At 68.5% G+C, this 18,936-nt stretch carries 19 protein-coding genes; 14 read left to right on the forward strand and 5 right to left on the reverse strand.

The window, feature by feature from the left end:
* Window positions 1-37: 37 nt before the first annotated feature.
* The 11 genes from C0541_RS14220 (at window position 38) to C0541_RS14270 (ending at window position 9,819) form a co-directional block, all read left to right on the forward strand.
* Window positions 38-826 carry a hypothetical protein gene (locus tag C0541_RS14220; protein ID WP_115049284.1) on the forward strand — a complete coding sequence of 263 codons (789 nt, stop codon included), beginning with the start codon at window positions 38-40 and terminating at the stop codon, window positions 824-826.
* 85 nt (window positions 827-911) lie between these two features.
* On the forward strand, window positions 912-1,280 hold the full coding sequence (locus tag C0541_RS14225; RefSeq protein WP_024940530.1) for a DUF4345 family protein: 369 nt from the start codon (window positions 912-914) through the stop codon (window positions 1,278-1,280).
* A 58-nt stretch (window positions 1,281-1,338) separates the two neighbouring features.
* Window positions 1,339-1,902 (forward strand): sigma-70 family RNA polymerase sigma factor, encoded by a 564-nt coding sequence (locus C0541_RS14230; RefSeq protein ID WP_115049286.1) that lies wholly within the window; start codon window positions 1,339-1,341, stop codon window positions 1,900-1,902.
* Window positions 1,899-2,741, forward strand: coding sequence for an anti-sigma factor (locus C0541_RS14235; protein WP_161960074.1), 843 nt, complete (start codon window positions 1,899-1,901; stop codon window positions 2,739-2,741). The genes C0541_RS14230 and C0541_RS14235 overlap by 4 nt, the downstream gene beginning before the upstream one ends.
* 226 nt (window positions 2,742-2,967) lie before the next feature.
* Entirely contained in the window at window positions 2,968-3,966 is a 999-nt protein-coding gene (locus C0541_RS14240; protein ID WP_115049290.1) for an acyl-CoA desaturase, read from the forward strand.
* The gene (locus tag C0541_RS14245; RefSeq protein WP_115049292.1) at window positions 3,963-5,213 is read left to right on the forward strand and encodes an NAD(P)/FAD-dependent oxidoreductase; all 1,251 of its coding nucleotides are present in this window, start codon (window positions 3,963-3,965) and stop codon (window positions 5,211-5,213) included. The genes C0541_RS14240 and C0541_RS14245 overlap by 4 nt, the downstream gene beginning before the upstream one ends.
* Window positions 5,213-6,118, forward strand: a complete 906-nt coding sequence (locus C0541_RS14250; protein WP_161960126.1) for a DUF1365 domain-containing protein — start codon at window positions 5,213-5,215, stop codon at window positions 6,116-6,118. The genes C0541_RS14245 and C0541_RS14250 overlap by 1 nt, the downstream gene beginning before the upstream one ends.
* A complete protein-coding gene (locus C0541_RS14255; RefSeq protein WP_115049296.1) occupies window positions 6,115-7,398 on the forward strand; it encodes an SAM-dependent methyltransferase in 1,284 nt (427 codons plus the stop codon). Before C0541_RS14250 ends, C0541_RS14255 begins: the two co-directional genes overlap by 4 nt.
* A gap of 8 nt (window positions 7,399-7,406) precedes the next feature.
* Entirely contained in the window at window positions 7,407-7,952 is a 546-nt protein-coding gene (locus C0541_RS14260) for a DUF2878 domain-containing protein (protein ID WP_115050364.1), read from the forward strand.
* Entirely contained in the window at window positions 7,949-8,731 is a 783-nt protein-coding gene (locus C0541_RS14265) for a DUF1295 domain-containing protein (RefSeq protein ID WP_115049298.1), read from the forward strand. The genes C0541_RS14260 and C0541_RS14265 overlap by 4 nt, the downstream gene beginning before the upstream one ends.
* A gap of 17 nt (window positions 8,732-8,748) precedes the next feature.
* Complete coding sequence (locus tag C0541_RS14270; RefSeq protein ID WP_115049300.1) at window positions 8,749-9,819, forward strand: SAM-dependent methyltransferase; 1,071 nt, start codon at window positions 8,749-8,751, stop codon at window positions 9,817-9,819.
* A gap of 236 nt (window positions 9,820-10,055) precedes the next feature.
* Here the strand turns inward: C0541_RS14270 and C0541_RS14275 are convergent, their stop codons facing one another.
* On the reverse strand, window positions 10,056-10,403 hold the full coding sequence (locus C0541_RS14275; protein ID WP_104583431.1) for a RidA family protein: 348 nt from the start codon (window positions 10,401-10,403) through the stop codon (window positions 10,056-10,058).
* Window positions 10,404-10,413: 10 nt separating this feature from the next.
* Window positions 10,414-11,127: a DUF998 domain-containing protein gene (locus C0541_RS14280; protein WP_115049302.1), complete on the reverse strand. Its 714-nt coding sequence runs from the start codon at window positions 11,125-11,127 to the stop codon at window positions 10,414-10,416.
* Between the two features lie 255 nt (window positions 11,128-11,382).
* Between C0541_RS14280 and mprF the strand changes: the two genes are divergently transcribed.
* Window positions 11,383-13,947: a bifunctional lysylphosphatidylglycerol flippase/synthetase MprF gene (gene mprF / locus C0541_RS14285; RefSeq protein WP_115049304.1), complete on the forward strand. Its 2,565-nt coding sequence runs from the start codon at window positions 11,383-11,385 to the stop codon at window positions 13,945-13,947.
* 357 nt (window positions 13,948-14,304) lie between these two features.
* Here mprF and hda read toward each other — a convergent pair whose 3' ends face one another.
* Genes hda through C0541_RS14300 form a run of 3 tightly spaced genes read right to left on the reverse strand, consistent with a single transcriptional unit; the run spans window position 14,305 to window position 17,278 of the window.
* The gene (hda, locus tag C0541_RS14290) at window positions 14,305-15,006 is read right to left on the reverse strand and encodes a DnaA regulatory inactivator Hda (RefSeq protein ID WP_115049307.1); all 702 of its coding nucleotides are present in this window, start codon (window positions 15,004-15,006) and stop codon (window positions 14,305-14,307) included.
* Window positions 15,003-16,169: an AI-2E family transporter gene (locus tag C0541_RS14295; protein ID WP_115049309.1), complete on the reverse strand. Its 1,167-nt coding sequence runs from the start codon at window positions 16,167-16,169 to the stop codon at window positions 15,003-15,005. The genes hda and C0541_RS14295 overlap by 4 nt, the downstream gene beginning before the upstream one ends.
* A complete protein-coding gene (locus C0541_RS14300; protein WP_161960075.1) occupies window positions 16,166-17,278 on the reverse strand; it encodes a DUF2066 domain-containing protein in 1,113 nt (370 codons plus the stop codon). Before C0541_RS14300 ends, C0541_RS14295 begins: the two co-directional genes overlap by 4 nt.
* Before the next feature lie 22 nt (window positions 17,279-17,300).
* On the opposite strand from C0541_RS14300, the gene purM reads away from it, so the two are divergent.
* Window positions 17,301-18,434, forward strand: coding sequence for a phosphoribosylformylglycinamidine cyclo-ligase (gene purM / locus C0541_RS14305; protein ID WP_193725929.1), 1,134 nt, complete (start codon window positions 17,301-17,303; stop codon window positions 18,432-18,434).
* Between the two features lie 14 nt (window positions 18,435-18,448).
* On the forward strand, window positions 18,449-18,907 hold the full coding sequence (locus C0541_RS14310) for a hypothetical protein (RefSeq protein WP_115050366.1): 459 nt from the start codon (window positions 18,449-18,451) through the stop codon (window positions 18,905-18,907).
* The last annotated feature ends 29 nt before the right edge of the window (window positions 18,908-18,936 follow it).

Raw genomic sequence — 18,936 nt, forward strand, 5'->3', positions numbered from 1 at the left:
CTCGTATTGGTAGGCACTCCCATCGAGGAATCCGCCGATGCGCCCACTCGCCGCCGCCCTTGCCGCGCTCGCCAGCGTATGCCGGCCGATCCCGCCGTTGTTGCTGCTGGTACTGGGCGGCCTGCCACTGGGCGCGGCGGCGGTCACCCGCGTGGATGGCGATGCCTTCGACGGCGACAGCGGCGCGCTGCGCTATCGCGAGTCGCACTGGCTGCTCGACGATGGCGGACGCGTCGTGCTGTATCGCTGCGCGGACGGACGCCCGTTTGCGCGCAAGCAGGTCGATGGCGGCGGCAGCGCGCCCGACTTCAGCCTGATCGACGGCCGCGACGGCTATCGCCAGGGCGTGCGTCAGCGCGACGGCGTGCGCGAGATGTTCCAGCAGGAACCGGGCAAGGCCGAGCAACGCACGCCGCTGCCGGCCGACGACGGCCCGCGCGTGATCGATGCCGGCTTCGATGCCTACCTGCGCAGCCACTGGGAGACGCTGGCCAGCGCGCCGCAACGCGTGGACTTCGTGCTGCCCAGCCTGCAACGCCAGCTGGCATTCCGTGTCGAGCGGATCGGCGATACCGGCGGCGAGCGCCGGTTCCGCCTGAGCCTGGATGCGTGGTACGGCGCGGCGGTGCCTTCGCTCGAAGTGCGTTATTCCATCGCCGACAAACGTCTGCTGCAGTTCAGCGGCGTGGGCAACCTGCGCGACGACCGTGGCCGCTATCCGCACGTGCGCATCGTTTTTCCGGACACCGCTGCGCGTGCGGTCGGCGCCGATGAGCTGCGCCAGGCACGCGAGCAGCCGCTGGCCAGGAGCTGCAGCGCCCCGTGAACCAGACACGCGCCATCTTCACGTTCGACCACACGCGGTTGCGTACAACGGCCCGGTCACTTCTTTCCCGTACAGGACCATCGCCATGGCCAAGGCCTACCTCTGGATCAACGCAGTGCTCTACGTCGTGCTGGCAATCTGGTGCACGCTCTCGCCGGCCAAGACCGCCAATGCCGTGGGCTACACCCAGCTCTCGCCGGCCGGGCAATCGGAATACCTGGTCATCTATGGCGGACTGCAGCTGGGCATGGCGTTCCTGTTCGGCTACTTCGCATGGATCGATCAACCGCGCACCGGCCTGCTGGTCGCACTCGCGTTCTACGTGCCGATCGTGCTGTTCCGCAGCGTCTCCCTGGCGCGCCTGTGGCCGGTCTCCGCACCCACGGTGGCATTGGCAGGCGTCGAGATCCTGTTGCTGCTCGCTGCAGTGCTACTGTGGTTCCAGCGCAAGTGAAGGACAGCGTCAGCTCAGTCCGGTAGCATCGCCCCCACCTCAAAAAACGCCCGACCGCATGAGTGCCACCCCTGGCCACGACGACGATGAAACCGGACGACTGCTGACCGCGACCGCGGGCGGCGACCGGCATGCCTTCGAAGCGCTGTACCGGCAGACTTCGCCCAAACTGTTCGGAGTCTGCCTGCGCATGATTCCGCAGCGGGCCGAGGCCGAAGAGGTGCTGCAGGATGTGTTCACGCTGATCTGGCACAAGGCCGGGCAGTTCGATCCCACCCGCGCCCGCGGGCTCACCTGGCTGGCGATGATCGCGCGCAACAAGGCCATCGATCACCTGCGCGCCAACGCACCGCAACGCCGCAACGTGGCGCTGGACGATGCCGGCGAATTGCGCGCCGGCGACGCCTCGCCACTGGAGCGCACCGAGCGCGCCAATACGCGCCGACGCATCGACCACTGCCTGGCCGAGCTGGAGCCGCCGCGCAGCGAGTTGATCCGTACCGCGTTCTTCGACGGCATCACCTACGAAGAACTCGCCGCGCGCACCGACACACCGATCGGCACGGTCAAGAGCTGGATCCGCCGCGGTCTGGCCAAACTCAAGGCATGTCTGGAACGATGAGCACGCCCTTTCCCATCGACCAGGAACCACCACGCGACGTGCTGGCCGGCGAATACGTGCTGGGCCTGCTGAGCGCCGACCAGCGCCTGGCTGCCGAGCAACGCGTCGCCACCGACGGCCAGTTTGCCCAGGCGGTGACGCAGTGGCAGGAACATCTGGCACCGTTGCTGGACGAGATCGCCGCGGTGACGCCGCCCGGCCAGGTCTGGGCACGCATCCGCCAGACGCTCGGCTTCGATACGCCGTTGCATGCGGTGACCTCCACCCGGTCGGCGCCGCCACCGGCAAGCGCATCAAAGACAGCGGTGTGGAACAGTGTGCGGTTCTGGCGTTGGGCAAGCGCCGGCGGCCTGGCCACCGCGGCCGTGTGCCTGCTGGCATTGTTGAACCTGCGCACGCCACCGGCAGCGGTCACGCCGCCGCAGGGCACCGGTCCGGTGGTACAGACACCGGTCACGCCGCCTGCGGCCACCACCGCCCCGGCGACCGGCATCGCGATGACCTCCACGCTGGCAACCGAAGACGGCCGCCCCGGCTATGTCGCATTGATGGATGCCGACAAGCACACCATCACGGTGACGCCGCTGGATCGCACCGCCACTGCCGACAAGGTGCCCGAGCTGTGGCTGATCACGCCCGACGGCAAGGCGCATTCGATGGGGACCTTCGACGACCAGCGTGCACGCCGTGCGCAGATTCCCGACCAGCTGATGCCCATGCTCAGCAACGAGGCCATCCTGGCAGTCACGCTGGAGCCGCCGGGCGGCGCGCCGGGTGGCGTTGCCACCGGCACCGTGGTGGCCAAGGGCGGCATCAGCACACTGGCAATGGCACCCTGATCCGGCGCGGCTGCCACCGCCTGCGATGTGGTCGCAGGCGGTGGCAGCCGCGCAACAGCCTCATCTGCGTCGACCCTGGCGTGCGCGATTGAATATGTGCGCAGTTGCGCGATTCGTTCGCACCGGCACGCCAAGCGCGCGCACGCATGCGACGATCGAACGCGCTGGTGCATCTGTTTACCGGCTGCGTCCGTAAAGGGTCACCACTACACACGGAGAACCACGCGTGCCGAGTACTGGCTTTGACCCACATGCCGCGCCGCCGCAGCCTGCCGACACCCGCCCACGTGGTGGGATCGCAGCGCGCATCGGCAGCCTGCGTCGTTGGGTGGATTCGCAAACCGACGAACCGCTGGACGAAGCACGCGCTGACCGTATCGACTGGCTGCGAGCCCTGCCCTTCATCGCACTGCACCTGGCCTGCCTGGCGGTGTTCTGGGTGGGTGCGTCCTGGTTCGCAGTCGGCACGGCAGTGGCCTTGTACGCGCTACGCATGTTCGCGCTGACCGGGTTCTATCACCGCTATTTCTCGCACCGCGCGTTCAAGACCTCGCGCGTGCTGCAGTTCGTGTTCGCAGCCATCGGCGCTACCTGCGTGCAGCGCGGGCCGCTGTGGTGGGCCGCGCATCATCGCAACCATCATCGTCATACCGACACCGGCCGCGATCCGCATTCGCCGGCGCAGCACGGCTTCTGGTGGAGCCACACCGGCTGGTTCCTGACCCCGCGCAACTTCCGCACCGACTGGGAGGTCATTCCCGACCTGCGCCGCTTTGCCGAGCTGCGCTTTCTGGACCGCTTCGACATCGTGATGCCGGTGCTGCTGGCAACGGCGCTGTACCTGCTCGGCGAGTGGCTGGCGGTTGCCGCCCCAGGGTTGCAGACCGACGGTGCGCAGCTGCTGGTCTGGGGCTTTGTGATCTCCACCGTGGCGTTGTTCCATGCCACCTTCACCATCAACTCGCTGGCGCACCGCTTCGGCAGCCGGCGTTTCGACACCCGCGACGACAGCCGCAACAACTGGCTGCTGGCCCTGCTCACCTTCGGTGAAGGCTGGCACAACAATCACCATTTCTTCCCCGGCTCGGCGCGCCAGGGCCTGCGCTGGTGGGAGTACGACCTCACCTGGTACGGGCTCACCGCGATGTCGTGGGTGGGCCTGGTATGGGACCTCAAGCCGATGCCGAAATCGCTCATCCAACGTGCCGAGCGGGTGAGCCGATGAGCGAAGGCAGGATTGCCGTGGTCGGCAGCGGGATTGCCGGCCTGGGCGCGGCGTGGCTGTTGTCGCGCCGCTACGAAGTCACCTTGTTCGAGGCCGCCGATTACCTGGGCGGACATACGCACACCCACGACATCCAGCTGGACGGGCAACGCTACGCGGTGGACAGCGGCTTCATCGTGTTCAACCCGCAGCACTACCCGCTGCTCACGCGCATGTTCGCCGAGCTGGACGTGGCCGCGCAGCCGACCACGATGAGCTTTTCGGTGCACGATGCGCGCAGCGGGCTCGAATACAACGCCGGCAGCCTGGGCGGGCTGTTCTGCCAGCGCAGCAATCTGCTCAGCCCGCGCTTCTGGGGCATGCTGGCCGACCTGCGCCGCTTCTACCGGCAGGCACCGGCGGTGCTGCACAGCCAGGAGCGCTTCAGCACGCTGGGCGCGTATCTGCAGCGGCATGGGTATTCGGCCGCGTTTCGCGACCAGCACCTGGTGCCGATGGCCTCGGCGTTGTGGTCATCGCCCTCGCAGCGCATCCTCGAATTCCCGATGGGCCAGCTGATCGGCTTCATGGCCAATCACCACATGCTGCAGCTCAGCGGGCGTCCGCAGTGGCAGGTGGTGCGTGGCGGGTCCAACAACTACGTGCGTGCGCTGCGTCGCCGCTGGCAGGTGCTCGAACGCCTGTCCACGCCGGTGCAGGCGATCCGGCGCTTGCCCAACGGCGTGGTGCTCAGCTCCGCGTGCGGCCAGGAGCACTTCGACAACGTGGTGCTGGCCTGCCATGCCGACGATGCACTGGCCTTGCTCAGCGATGCCACGGCCGCCGAGCAGCAGATCCTGGGCGGCATCACCTACCAGGACAACGCAACCGTCCTGCACACCGACGCCAGCGTGCTGCCACGCGATCGCCGCGCCTGGGCGGCGTGGAATGCGCATGTCCCGGCCGACCCGCAGGCGCCGTGCACGGTGAGCTACTGGATGAACGCCCTGCAGTCGATCGACGCGCCGCAGCCGTTCATCGTCAGCCTCAATCGCGACCATGACATCGCCGCGGACAAGGTGCTGCGACGCATGCGCTACCGCCACCCGGTGCAGAACGCCGCTGCACTCGCCGCGCAGACGCGCAAGGCCGAGATCCAGGGCGTGCAGCACACCTGGTTTGCCGGTGCGGCATGGGGCTTCGGCTTCCACGAAGACGGCCTGCGCAGCGGCGTGGACGTGGCCCACGGCCTGGGAGTGGCCTGGTGATGCAGTTGCTGCGCGACGCCAGCCCCGATGCGGTGCCGCTGCCTCCCGGCGAGGACAGCGGTGCCGGCAGCGTGGCGGGCGCACTGCGCAGCGCGATCTACACCGGCTGGGTGCGGCACCGTCGGTTTGCGCCCAGGCCACTGGCGTTTCGCTACCGGCTGTTCCTGATGTATCTGGATCTGTCCGAGCTCGATGCGGTGTTTGCGCGGCGCTGGCTATGGTCGGTGGGCCGCGCCAATCTGGCGCAATTCCGGCGCAGCGATTATCTCGGCGATCCGGACGTTCCGCTGGACCAGGCCGTACGCGACTGCGTGCAGGCCCACACCGGCGAGCGTCCCGATGGCGCGATCCGCCTGCTCACGCATCTGCGCTACTTCGGCCATGTGTTCAATCCGGTCAGCTTCTACTACTGCTTCGATCGCCACGGCGGCCTGCGCTGGATCGTTGCGGAAATCACCAATACGCCGTGGCAGCAGCGCCACGCCTACGTGCTGCCGGTCGCGCTGGCACGCACCCATCGCGACCTGCATGCCTGGCGCTTCGACAAGCGCTTCCACGTCTCGCCCTTCATGGGCATGCAGCACCAGTACGACTGGCGCTTCAGCGTGCCCGAGGCGCAGTTGCGCGTGCACATGGATGTGCTGGATGCGCCTGGCGACCACGCGCCGGAGGCCAACGCTGATGCCGACGGCACGGGCAGCAACGGCGGCGCACGCCGCTTCGATGCCACCCTGGTCCTGCAGCGCCGGCCGATCAACGCGCGCACCCTGGCGCGCACGCTGCTGGCCTATCCCTTGATGACCGTGCAGGTGGTGCTGGCCATCCACTGGCAGGCCCTGCGCCTGTGGCTGCGCGGCAACCCGGTCCACGACCACCCTCATCCGCCTGTGCGAGAACCCCGATGAACGCCACGTCCCTGCCCGACACCGCTGCGCCGCGCGCAGCTTCCTGGACGGATCGCCTGTTGCGCAGGCGCCTGCTGGCCACGCTCGGCGAGCTGCGCGACGGGCAGTTGCAGCTGCACGAAGCCGATGGCGTCACCGTCCTCGGCAACGCCACCGGTGCGGACGCGCTGCAGATGCAGTTGCGCGTCATCGACCCCGGGTTCTACCGCCAGGCCGCGCTCAACGGCAGCGTCGGTGCCGGCGAGTCGTACATGGACGGGCAGTGGCACTGCGACGACCTGGTCGCATTGATGCGCCTGCTGCTGCGCAATCGCGACCGCCTGGATGCGATGGAAACCGGCACCGCGCGGCTGGGCGGCTGGGCGATGCGCAGCCTGCATGCGTTCGCACGCAATACCCGCAGCGGCAGCCGGCGCAACATCGCCGCGCACTACGACCTGGGCAACCCGCTGTTCCGCCTGTTTCTCGACGAGAACCTGATGTATTCCTCGGCGATCTTCGTCGATGGCGAGGAAGCGCAAGGCGAGGCGGCCCTGGAGCGCGCCGCCACGCGCAAGCTCGAACGCATCTGCCAGAAACTGCAGCTCGGCCCGCAGCACCATGTGGTGGAAATCGGCACCGGCTGGGGCGGCTTCGCGCTGCACGCCGCGCGCGAACATGGCTGTCGCGTCACTACCACCACCATCTCGCGCGAGCAGTTCGAACTGGCCACCCAGCGCATCGCCGCCGCCGGCCTGAGCGACCGGGTCACGGTATTGTTGCGCGACTATCGCGATCTGGACGGCCGCTACGACCGGGTGGTGTCGATCGAGATGATCGAGGCCATCGGCCATCAGTATCTGGACACCTATTTCGCCAAGGTCGGCAGCCTGCTGGCCGACGACGGCCAGGCGCTGATCCAGGCCATCACCATCGAGGACCATCGCTATGCGCAGGCATTGCGCTCGGTGGACTTCATCAAGCGGCATATCTTTCCCGGCAGCTTCATTCCCTCGGTGGCGGCGATGACCGGCGCGATCGCACGCGCCAGCGACCTGCGCCTGTTCAATCTGGAAGACATCGGGCCGAGCTATGCGTTGACGCTGCGCGCCTGGCGGCAGCGCTTCATGGCGCAGCTGCCGCAGGTGCGCGCGCTCGGCTACGACGAGCGCTTCATCCGCATGTGGGAGTTCTACCTGGCTTATTGCGAAGCCGGCTTCCTGGAGCGCTCGATCGGCGATGTGCATCTATGGCTGAGCAAGCCGGGCGCACGTCCACCGCAGTTCGTGCCCGGGCTTTGAACTGGCGCATGCAGCAGCTCGGCAACTACCTGGGCCTGCAGGTGCTGTGGCTGGTGGCCGTCAGCACGGCCACGCAGGCGCGCATCTGGCCCACCCTGCTGGTGCTGGGGCTGTTTGCGCTGTATCAGCTGTGGCCGTCGCGGCGTGCGCCGGGCGATCTGCAACTGCTGGTCGCCGCGCTGTCGCTGGGCCTGCTGCTGGACACCACGCTGGCCGCCGCTGGCTGGGTGCGTTATGCCGCGCCGTGGCCGGGCACGTTGCTGGCGCCGGCCTGGATCCTGGCGTTGTGGCTGGGCTTTGCGCTCACGCTCAATCATTCGCTGGCCTCGGTGATGCAGCGCCCGTGGCTGGCGGTGCTGCTGGGCGCACTCTTCGGGCCGTTTTCGTACTGGTTGGCGCAACGCAGCTGGCAGGCGGTGGAATTCCAGCCACCGCAACTGCACGCGGTGATCGCGGTCGGCACCGGCTGGGGCGTGGCCTGCGCCCTGTTGTCGCTGTATGCACGCCGCCTTGCGCGACCATTGCCCGAACATCCGAGGGGAGAACTGCAATGAATGCCTGGCCGCTGCTGCATGTGGGCGTGTTTGCGAGCGTGGTGATGGTGATCGGCTGGCTGTGGCAACGCCGCAGCGGCAATGCCGGCCCGGTCGATGTGCTGTGGGCTGCGTGCCTGGCCGTGGCTGCGCCGTACTGCGCGTGGATGTCCGATGGCGCGCTGCTGCCGCGCGTGCTGGTCGCCGTGCTCGGCGGTGTCTGGGGCGCGCGCCTGGCATGGCATCTGGGCGTGCGCGTGTTCGGCGACCCGCACGAGGATGGCCGTTATCGCGCCTTGCGCGAGCACTGGAACGGCGACCAACGCAAGTTCCTGGGCTTTTTCCTGGCGCAGGCGGTGGTCGTGGTGCTGTTCTCGGTGCCGTTTCTGGCCGCCGCCAGCAATCCGGCGCCGGCCTGGAGCGTGTGGAGCACGCTGGCCGTTGCAGTGTGGTTGATCGCGGTCGGCGGCGAAGCCCTGGCCGACCGGCAGCTGTCCGCGCACAAGGCCGACCCGGCCAACCGCGGCGTCACCTGCCGCAGCGGCTTGTGGCGGTATTCGCGCCATCCCAATTACTTCTTCGAGTTCGTGCACTGGTTCGCCTACCTGGCGCTGGCCGTCGGTGCCGGGCCATGGCCGATCGCACTGGCGGCGCTGGGGCCGGTGGTGATGTTCGTGTTCCTGTATCGCTTCACCGGCATTCCCTACACCGAGCAGCAGGCGCTGCGCTCGCGTGGTGAGGACTATGCGCAGTACCAGCGCAGCACCAGCGCGTTTTTTCCGCTTCCCCCTTCGTCCTGAGTTGCCTGGAGAGTCGTATGTCCACCGTCACCGTTCCGCCCTCCTCGCTGCCGGAAGAATCCTTCGCCACCCGGCTGGCCGAATCCGGCGCGCTCCCCGACGCCGCATTGCGTCACGGCATCCGCCGGCTGTGCGCGCAGCGCCTGCGCGACGAGCGCACCGGCGGCGCCGATGCCAGCGGCGAGCGCCAACGTGCCTTCATCGACAGCCTGCGCGCCAGCGCCATCGCGATCGAGACCGATGCCGCCAACCGCCAGCACTACGAGTTGCCGCCGCAGTTCTTCACCCTGTGCCTGGGCCGCCGGCTCAAGTACAGCAGCTGCTACTGGGACGCCACCACGCCGGATCTGGATGCGGCCGAAGAGCGCATGCTGGCGCTGTACGGTGAGCGCGCCGAACTGGCCGATGGCCAGCGCATCCTGGAGCTGGGCTGCGGCTGGGGCTCGCTGACCTTGTGGATGGCCGAGCGCTATCCCGGCGCCAGCATCACCGCGGTGTCCAACTCGCGTCCGCAGCGCGCGCACATCCTGGAGCAGTGCCGGGTGCGTGGCTTGAGCAACGTGCAGGTCATCACCGCCGACGTCAACGCGCTGGCGCTGCCGCCGGGCACCTTCGACCGCGTGGTGTCGGTGGAGATGTTCGAGCACATGCGCAACTACCGCGAGCTGCTGGCGCGCGTCGGCAGCTGGCTGGCACCGGGCGGCAAGCTGTTCGTGCATATCTTCTGCCATCGCGACCTGGCCTACCCGTTCGAGGTGGCCGGCGAGGACAACTGGATGGGGCGGCATTTCTTCACCGGCGGGCTGATGCCGGCGGCCGACACCTTGCTGCATTTCCAGCAGGACGTGGTGATCGAACAGCGCTGGGTGCTGTCGGGCGAGCATTACGAAAAAACCGCCAACGCCTGGCTGGAAAACCAGGACCGCCATCGCGCGCAGATCATGCCGCTGCTGAAGCAGACCTACGGCGACGATGCCCAGCGCTGGTGGCAGCGCTGGCGGATGTTCTGGCTGGCCTGCGCCGAGTTGTTCGGTTATGACCAGGGCCGCGAATGGGGCGTGGCGCATTACCGCTTCGTCAAACGCTGATTGCGCACGCGCGCGCGTCGACACGACGAGGCGGCCCGCATGAGTGGAGTTCGACATGTCGGCGTTCCACTCGGTGGTGCGCCGACAGGCGCGCTGGCGATCCTGCCAAGTCGACCTGCGATCGGCTGTCGCCGCTGTCTTTCAGACAACGCCGCGCCGCTTGTCCGAGCGCCCGCGCGCAGATGACACGGCGTCGGCGCGCGCGATCGAGTCGCGACCCGCGCGCCGCCCTGTCATCAGCTCGCCGCAGCGGTGATCACGATTTCCACCTTCCATTCCGGCCGCGCCAGTTTGGCCTCGACCGTGGCGCGCGCAGGAGTGAAACCGTGCGGTACCCATTCGTCCCAGGCCGCGTTCATGCCGTCGAAGTCGGCGATGTCGGCCAGGAAGATTTCCGCACGCAGGATCTTGGTCTTGTCGCTGGCCGCCTGCGCGAGCAGCTTGTCGATCTCGCCCAGCACCTGGCGGGTCTGCCCGGTGATGTCTTCGCTGGTGTCTTCGGCAACCTGCCCGGCCAGGTAGCACACGCCGCCATGGACGGTCATTTCCGACATCCGCGGACCCGTTTCGAATCGCTGCAACATTTCAGACTTCCTACGGTTGGTTGACCCGGGCATTGTCCCGCGAATGCGGCAAACGTGCAGCCCCGCTGTGCAGGTGCCGTACCAGCCATGCCCCCACCCGCACCATCCAGGCCACGATCAACACGATGGCGCTCTTCTGGCTGATGCCCGGCGGCGCGCTGGTGACGGTGACATGGAACAGCAACACCGCAAATGCGCTCAGCCCCAGGCCGAATGCGGTGGCGAAATGGCCACGCCACACCCGGTCGCGGCGGAAGTACCAGGACTGCAGCAACACCGCTGCGATCACGCACAGGAACGTCATGTCGGCCGAGAGCAGATGCACCAGCATGGCGGCATCGGGCGCCAGCTCCGGCATCCAGCTATCGCCGATCGACACCATGCTCAGGCCCAGCGCCGCGCTCCAGAACAGCCCCACCACCGTGCGGCTGCGCGCGGGCGGCGCAAGTGCTGCCTGCAGGCCCAGCGCCATCCACGCCATCGCGGCGGCCAGCACGCAGTAGGCCGTGCGCAACAGCAGGCCGTAGTCGCCGTGCAGATATGCGCTCAGCTGTGCGTCGATCCAGTCCAGATCCCCGCGCAACCCCTGCAGCAGCACGATCAAGGCGAGGAACGCCAGGCCCGTGCAGATGGCGGCTACGCCAGCCTGCCCGGCCCAGCGCGGCGGGCACGACCATCCCGGCGGTAGCGCGTCGCCACGGTGGCGCCGATCGTCCCTCAACATCCTGTCTCTGTTGCAACGGGCATCATGTCCATGTCGGTCTCCTGCGGCACGGTGGCACGGCGATGCCCTATGATGCGCGCGGCCGTCCTGAGCCGACACCGGTCGGCGCGAACCAACCCTGCGTTCACCTCATTCGGCATCCAAGCGATCACCCTGCATGTACCTCGACACCGACCGGCCCATGCAGACCAACCGCCCGCGCGGCATCCCCCGTGCATGCGCCCTTCTTCCCCTCCAGCAGATCCCGCGTTCCCCATGACGGATTCCTCCGTGTCTTCCCAAGCGCCGGCCGCCGGGTGGCGCCGCGCCCTGCCGGTGATCATCAGCCTGGCGATCCTGGCGATGGCGCTGCACGCGCTGTCGGCCCAGTTCACCGACCATGGCTACCGGCAGATCCGCCAGGCCTTCCGTGCCCTGGGTGCCGGCCAGATTGCGCTCACCTTGCTGCTGGGCTTGAGCAGCTACGCCTGCCTGGTCGGCTTCGACTGGGTCGGACTCAAGCGCACCGGCAAGCGGCTGCACCCGGCGCGCGTGGGCATCACCGCCTTCATGGCGCATGCGGTGGGGCAGACACTGGGCTTTGCCGCACTCACCGGCGGCGCGGTCCGCCTGCGCGGCTACGGCAGGGTCGGGCTGACCCTGGCCGAGATCGGCCAGGTGGTGCTGATGAGCACGCTGGGCTTCATCTTCGGCGCCTGGGTGCTGCTCGGCGTGGCGCTGATGCTGGAACCGGAAGCGGCTGCGCTGGCATTGCCGATCGCCGCAGCCGGCATCCGCATCGCCGGCATCGCCTTGCTGGTCGGCTACGTCGCGATGCTGGGGCTGGTCGGCAGGCAGGGCCGCGAATTCGGGATCGGCAGTCATCGCTTCTGGCTGCCCGACCGCACCACGGTGCTGGGCGTCACCGCGCTGAGCGTGGTCGAGCTGGGCCTGGCGGCCGCCGCGTTCTACGTGCTGCTGCCGCCGGATCCGGGCACCGGCTACTTCGGTTTCATCGGGATCTGGCTGGTGGCAGTGGTCGCCGGGCTGATCTCCACCGTGCCGGCCGGGTTGGGCGTGTTCGAGTGGAGCCTGCTCAAGCTGCTGCCGCATGTCACCCCCGCCGCCGTGCTGGCGGCCGCGTTGGCCTACCGGGTCACCTACTACATCGTGCCGCTGCTGATCTCGGTGGCGATGGCGGCGGCCTCCGGCCTGGGCGCACCGGTGCGCGCCAGCGCCAGCACCGCACGCACGGCATGGAAGGCCTTGCGACCGTGGTTGCCGCAGATCCTGGCATTGGCGGTGTTTGCGGTGGGTGCGGCGCTGGTCATCGACGGCACCTTGCCCACGCCGCGCGCACGCCAGGAAGTGGCGCCGCTGCCGCTGATCGAGACCTCGCATCTGCTGGTCAGCCTGGGCGGCATGGTATTGCTGCTGATCGGCCAGGGCCTGCAACGCCGCAGCCATTCGGCCTGGGTGCTGGCGCTGGGCGTGTGCATCCTGCTGCCGCCGCTGGCGCTGCTGCGCGGCAGCCACATCTCGGTGTCGTTGTCGGCGGCGCTGGCGGCGCTGGCGCTGTGGGCGGCACGGCGCGAGTTCTACCGCCAGGGCGCGCTGCTGGACGAAGCCTGGTCGTGGCGCTGGCTGAGCAACCTCGGCCTGGTGCTGGTGGCCACGTTCTGGCTGCTGTTCTTCGTCTACAGCCACGTCGAATACAGCAGCCACCTGTGGTGGGAGTTTGCCACCTCGTCCAATGCGCCGCGCGCGCTCCGCGCGACGCTGATCCTGTGCGTGGGCGTGATCGTGTTCGGCATGGCGCGCCTGCTGCGCGGCGGCCGCCGCCCGATGCCGACGGCCGATGCGCAGACCCTGCACAGGCTGGCGCCGATCCTGGCCAGCAGTGCCGACACCCAGGCCTGCCTGGCGCTGACCGGCGACAAGGCGTTCCTGCTCGATGCGCAGGACCGTGGGTTTGTGATGATGCAGCGTTACGGCGGCTCGCTGATCTCGATGGGCGACCCGGTCGGCCCGCCCGAGGTCGCCCGCGCACTGATCTGGCGCTTCCGCGAAGAGGCCGACCACATGGGCCTGCGCCCGGTGTTCTACCAGGTCGGCGAAAAATACTGGCAGACCTATCTGGACATGGGCCTGACCCTGGTCAAGCTGGGCGAGGAAGCGATCGTGCCGCTGGAAGGCTTCACCCTGGAAGGCCGCGACCGTGCCGACCTGCGCCACGCCTGGACCCGCGGCAAGCGCAGCGGCCTGAGCTTCCGCATGCTGCAGCCCGACCAGGTGGAGGCGGTGCTGCCGCATCTGTCCGAAGTGTCCGAGCAATGGCTGGAAGAAAAGTCCGGCGAAGAAAAAGGCTTTTCGCTGGGCAGCTTCGATGCGGACTATCTGCGCCGCTTCCCGGTGGCGGTGGCCGAGGCAGAGGGCCGGATCGTGGCCTTCGCCAACGTGTGGCGCGCGCCGGCCGGCGGCGAACTGGCGGTGGACCTGATGCGGCACAGCGCACAGGCGCCCAAGGGCACGATGGATTTCCTGTTCATCGAGCTGTTCCTGTGGGGGCAAGCCAACGGCTACACGCGCTTCTCGTTGGGCATGGCGCCACTGTCGGGCCTGGCCGAGCATCGCCTGGCCGGCCGCTGGAACCGCTTCGCCAGCCTGGTCGCGCGGCACGGCGAGCGTTTCTATGGCTTCAGCGGCCTGCGTCGCTTCAAGTCGAAGTTCGCCCCGACCTGGCGCCCGCGCTACCTGGTCGCGCCGGGCGGCATGCACCTGCCGGCGGCGCTGCTGGATGTCACCCGCCTGATCTCGGCGGATCCGGACCGGCAGGAGTAACGCCCGCGCGATCGCTGCGGCCCCACGCGTCCAGGCGCCGGCGCGCAGCCGATGCCTGGACGCGTGCCGGCGGCATTGCTTGCCGATCGGCAATGGGCATATTGCGAGTGCGCCGCCGCGTCCGGCGGCGGCATGGACGGCGCCACCGCACGCTCCTGGGCCGGACTCTCGCCGTGTCCCGTGATGGGGGGGCGGGCACAGGGCCCTGCCAGGCCCTCTTGCCGGCTCCGCGGGCCCGAGGCGCCGGCGGCGACCGCGGGGACAGCGCGCAGGGAGATGCTGCCGGGAAGCGCAAGGCTGGCGATGCCTGGCTCGCGCAGAACGCAGCCTCCTGCCGGCCGTGCCCGGACCTGCGCTCTAGGAGCTGCGATCCTCCAGCACCCGCCGCAGGAACGGCACGGTGATGCGGCGCTTGGCGGCCAGCGATTCGCGATCCAGCCGCTCCAGCAATGCCACCAATCCGGCCAGTTCGCGGTCGCCATGGGTCAGCAGCCAGTCGATTGCCGCCTCGTCCAGCGCCAGCCCGCGCCGCTGCGCACGATCGCGCAGCACCGCCGCGCGCCCGGCGTCATCGAGCACCGGCAGGCTGATGCGCACGCACTGCGACAGCCGCGAGCGCAGGTCCGGCAACACCAATGCCAGGCCGTCGGGCATCTGCCGTGCGGTGTACAGCAAGGTGGTGCCGGCAGCGCGCGCGCGGTTGTGGAAATCGAACAGCGCCACTTCGTCGTCGCGCTGCCCGGCAATGCGTTCCACCCCGTCCAGTGCGACCGGGCTGCGCCCTTCCAGCGCCTCGAGCGCATCGCGCAACCGGCCGGTGGCAGCCTGCAGCGGCAGGTACGCCGGGGCGCGTCCGGCCTGCTCGGCGGCCGCGCACAACGACAGCGCCAGATGCGTCTTGCCGGTGCCGGCGGGGCCGGACAGATACAGCCAGTCGTTCACCTGCCCGGCCGCCAACGCCTGCAGTTGCGGGAGCAGGCCGTCGGGCGCGGCGATGTAGCTGTCGAATCGCTGGTCGGGCGGTGCGCGCAACGCCAGTGGCAACTGCGGAACACTCACAAGCGATCGGTGTCCTTGCTCGGGTCGATGATCACGCTGCGCTCGGGCGTGGACTGCAGCACGATGCCGGCGCGCTCGCCCGCGTACAGATCGCTGCGCGTGTACTGCTCGTGCGCGTAGCGCAGCAGCACATTGGCCACCGCCGCCACCGGCAGCGCCAGCAGCATGCCGAGAAAGCCGAACAACTGGCCGCCCGCCATCACCGCGAAGATCACCGCCACCGGATGCAGGCCGATCTTGTCGCCGACGATGCGCGGCGTCAGCACATAGCTTTCCAGCAACTGGCCGACGGTGAACACCACGCCGACGCCAATCAGCAACTTCAGGTCGAAGCCCTGCGCCTGCACCACCGCCGCCAGCAGGGCGAGCACGATGCCGGTGGTGGCGCCCAGGTACGGAATGAAGCTGATGAAGCCGGCGATGATGCCGATCAACAGGCCCAGATTGAGCCCGATGATGGACAGGCCGGCGGCGTAGATCGCTCCCAACGCCAGCATCACCAGGAACTGGCCGCGGATGAAGCCGCCCAGCACGTCATTGGATTCCTGTGCGAGCCGGCTCACGGTACCGATATAGGCACGCGGAATGACCGCGGCCACCCGCTCGACCAGGCGATCCCAGTCGCGCAGGAAGTAGAACGCCAGGATCGGCAGCAACGCCAGGTTGATCACCCAGGTCACCATCGCAAAGCCCGAACGCTGCACGTAGCCGAAGAAGGTCTTGGCGGCGCCGCCGGCCTGCTCCCAGTGGCTGCGGATCCAGTCGATCAGGCGCTCCGGGTCCAGCCAGCCCATCAGTTCCACGCCGGTCTTGGCTTCCAGCCAGGGAATGGCGGTACTGATCGCCCAGGCCCGCATCTGCGGCAGCGCGTCGATCAGGGTCATGATCTGGCGTTCGATCATCGGCACCAGGATCATCAGCGCCAGCACGAACAACAACGTCGCCAGCACGAACACCAGCACCACGGCGATATTGCGCGAGCGGCCGGCGCGCTCGATGCGGTCCACCAGCGGGTCGCCCAGCCAGGCCAGCAGCAGCGCCAGCACGAACGGCGTCAGGATCGGCGACAGCAGTGACACCACCCACAACACGCCGACAGTCACCGCCACCCATTTCAGGCGGCGCAGGAAAAGGGCGATTTCGGCTTCGGGAGTCAAGGTCATTTCAGGCGGTACTCGGCGTGCTCGTTGTCGAGAATGATCGGGCCCTCGGTCGGTACCGACACCGGCACCAATGGGCTGTTGTCGCCGAGCATACGGTTGAGCCCGGAAATGCCCGTGAGCAAATCCAGATCCACTTCCATGCGATCGCCGTTGGCGCTGACCGGGCGGATGCCGCGCACCACCGACACGCCCTGCAGCGCGGCAGAGACGCGCAGATAGTCGTCGGCGCTGGCGATGCCGGTGATCACCGCGCGGTAGACACCGGGCACACCCGAATCCACGCGCTTGGCGTAGCGCTTGACCAGGGCATCGGCTGCGCCATCAGCGCCGGCGGCCATCGCGCGACGCGCGTCGGCCTCGCTGCTGGTCCAGCTGGACAGCACGTTGCCGTTGTCGACGAAGACCCAGTCGGCGGTCCAGCCTGCGTCATTGCGGTAGAGCTTGCCGATCAACTGCATCGGCGGGCTGTACTTGGCCGATGCGCGCGCCACCGCGGCGGTGTCCTTGCGCCAGATAGCGCCGGCCAGCACCTGCTCGGCGGCCGCACCGCCGGGCAGGCCGAGCCGGTAGCCGCGCTCGATTGCCCGGTCCAGCACGCTGCGCGCGGCATTGGCCTGCGCCACGCCGACCAGGCGCGGGCCGCTGCCGTCGTCGATGGCCAGCCACAGCACCGGCTTGGGCCGCGGCAGCGGCCACACCGGCAGGCCCAATGCGGCGATCAGGCCATCCACGTCCGACTGCCGGAAGCGCGCCACCAGCACGGTGCGGAAGGTCGGCGCACCGCTGCGCGAGGTGCCCTGGTCCTGGCGGTAATCGTAGTTTTCGACATAGCTCGGCGCGTTGCGCAGCGCCTGCGAGACGCCGGGACGGCTCATCACGCCGCGGTCGCCGGAGACCTTGCCCAGCACCGCGCCGAGCGCGCGCGCCAGCCCGCCGGGGCGGTCGGACTCGCCCTGGCTGTTGACCGGCACTTCGGCCTCGTAGGCGCTTTGCGCCTTGGCGACGTCGCCTTCGGTGCGTAGATCGGCCTGCGCAAAGGCCGGCGCGAGGGGCATGGCGACCACGAGGGCGAGAAAGAAAGCGAGACTGCGGCGCATCGACGGTTCCATGGCGTAAGCGTATCCGGGTGAATTGTTGCCCGAATGGGACGCCAGCGCCAACGTGGCTGCTAAAATCGCCGCCTTTACAGCCGAGCCCTGCCCGCCCGTGACCAGCCCAACGCCTTCCACTCCCTCGCCCATGACCTACCGTGAGGCGGGTGTCGACATCGATGCCGGCAATGCACTGGTCGAACGCATCAAGCCGCTGGTCAAGCGCAGTTTCCGGCCGGAGGTGATGGGCGGCCTGGGCGGGTTTGGCGCCTTGTTCGACCTGTCCGGCAAGTACAAGGAGCCGGTGCTAGTGTCCGGCACCGACGGCGTCGGCACCAAGCTCAAGCTGGCCCAGCAGCTGGGCCGGCACGACACCATCGGCATCGACCTGGTCGGCATGTGCGTCAACGATGTGCTGGTGCAGGGCGCCGAGCCCTTGTTCTTCCTGGATTATTTCGCCACCGGCAAGCTGGACGTGGACACCGCCGCGGCCGTGGTCGGCGGCATCGCGCGCGGCTGCGAGCTGTCCGGCTGCGCCCTGATCGGCGGCGAAACCGCCGAAATGCCCGACATGTATCCGCCGGGCGAGTACGACCTGGCCGGCTTCACCGTCGGGGCGGTGGAAAAATCGCAGCTGCTGGACGGCGCGCAGGTGCGCGCCGGCGACGTGCTGATCGGCATCGCCTCGTCGGGCCCGCATTCCAATGGCTACTCGCTGATCCGCAGGATCTACGAGCGTGCCGGCGCCCCGGCCGGGCTGGTGCTGGACGACGGCGTCAAGCTGATCGACGCGCTGATGGCGCCGACCGCGCTGTACGTCAAGCCGATCCTGGCGCTGCTCAAGTCGCATGGCGACAGCATCCACGCCATGGCGCACATCACCGGCGGCGGGCTGACCGAAAACATCATCCGGGTGATCCCCGACGGCCTGGGCCTGGACATCGACGCCAGCGCCTGGACGCTGCCGCCGGTGTTCGCCTGGCTGCAGCGCGAAGGCGCGGTGGCCGATGCGGAAATGTGGCGCACCTTCAACTGCGGCATCGGCTTCGTGCTGGTCGCCGCGCCCGAGCAGGCCGCCGCGCTGGAACAGGCACTGCAGGCGCAGTCGCTGGCGCATTGGCGTATCGGCCAGGTGGTGCCGGCGCAGGGCGACGAGCGCGTGCGGATCGGTTGACCGAGGAGACCTGCATGGACGCTGCCCCACACGCACTGCCGGCAGCGGCCAGCGCTGACGATCTCCAGCACCTGCACCTGCTGTCGATCGCGCACTATGTGCTGGCCGCCATCACCGCCGTGTTTTCGCTGTTCCCGTTGATCCATCTGTTCATGGGCATTGCGATCGTCACCGGGCACCTGCCCATGACAACGGCCGATACGGATGTACCATCGATCGATCCGCGATTGTTCGGCTGGTTCTTCGTGGTGTTCGCAGGTGCGTTCATTGGCTGCGGGCTGACCCTGGCAGCGTTCATGGCCTACGCCGGCCGCTGCATTGCCCAGCGCAGACGGCACCTGCTGTGCCTGATCGTGGCCGGCATTTCCTGCTCCTTCATGCCGTTCGGTACCGTCGTCGGCGTGTTTGCGCTGGTGGTGCTGCTGCGCCCGCAGGTCAAGGCCTTGTTCGCTCCCACCGCCACCGCAGCGTGACGCGCCCTGCCCCATGACATCAGCGAATC

This window comes from Xanthomonas arboricola (assembly GCF_003353015.1).
GTDB lineage: Bacteria > Pseudomonadota > Gammaproteobacteria > Xanthomonadales > Xanthomonadaceae > Xanthomonas > Xanthomonas arboricola_E.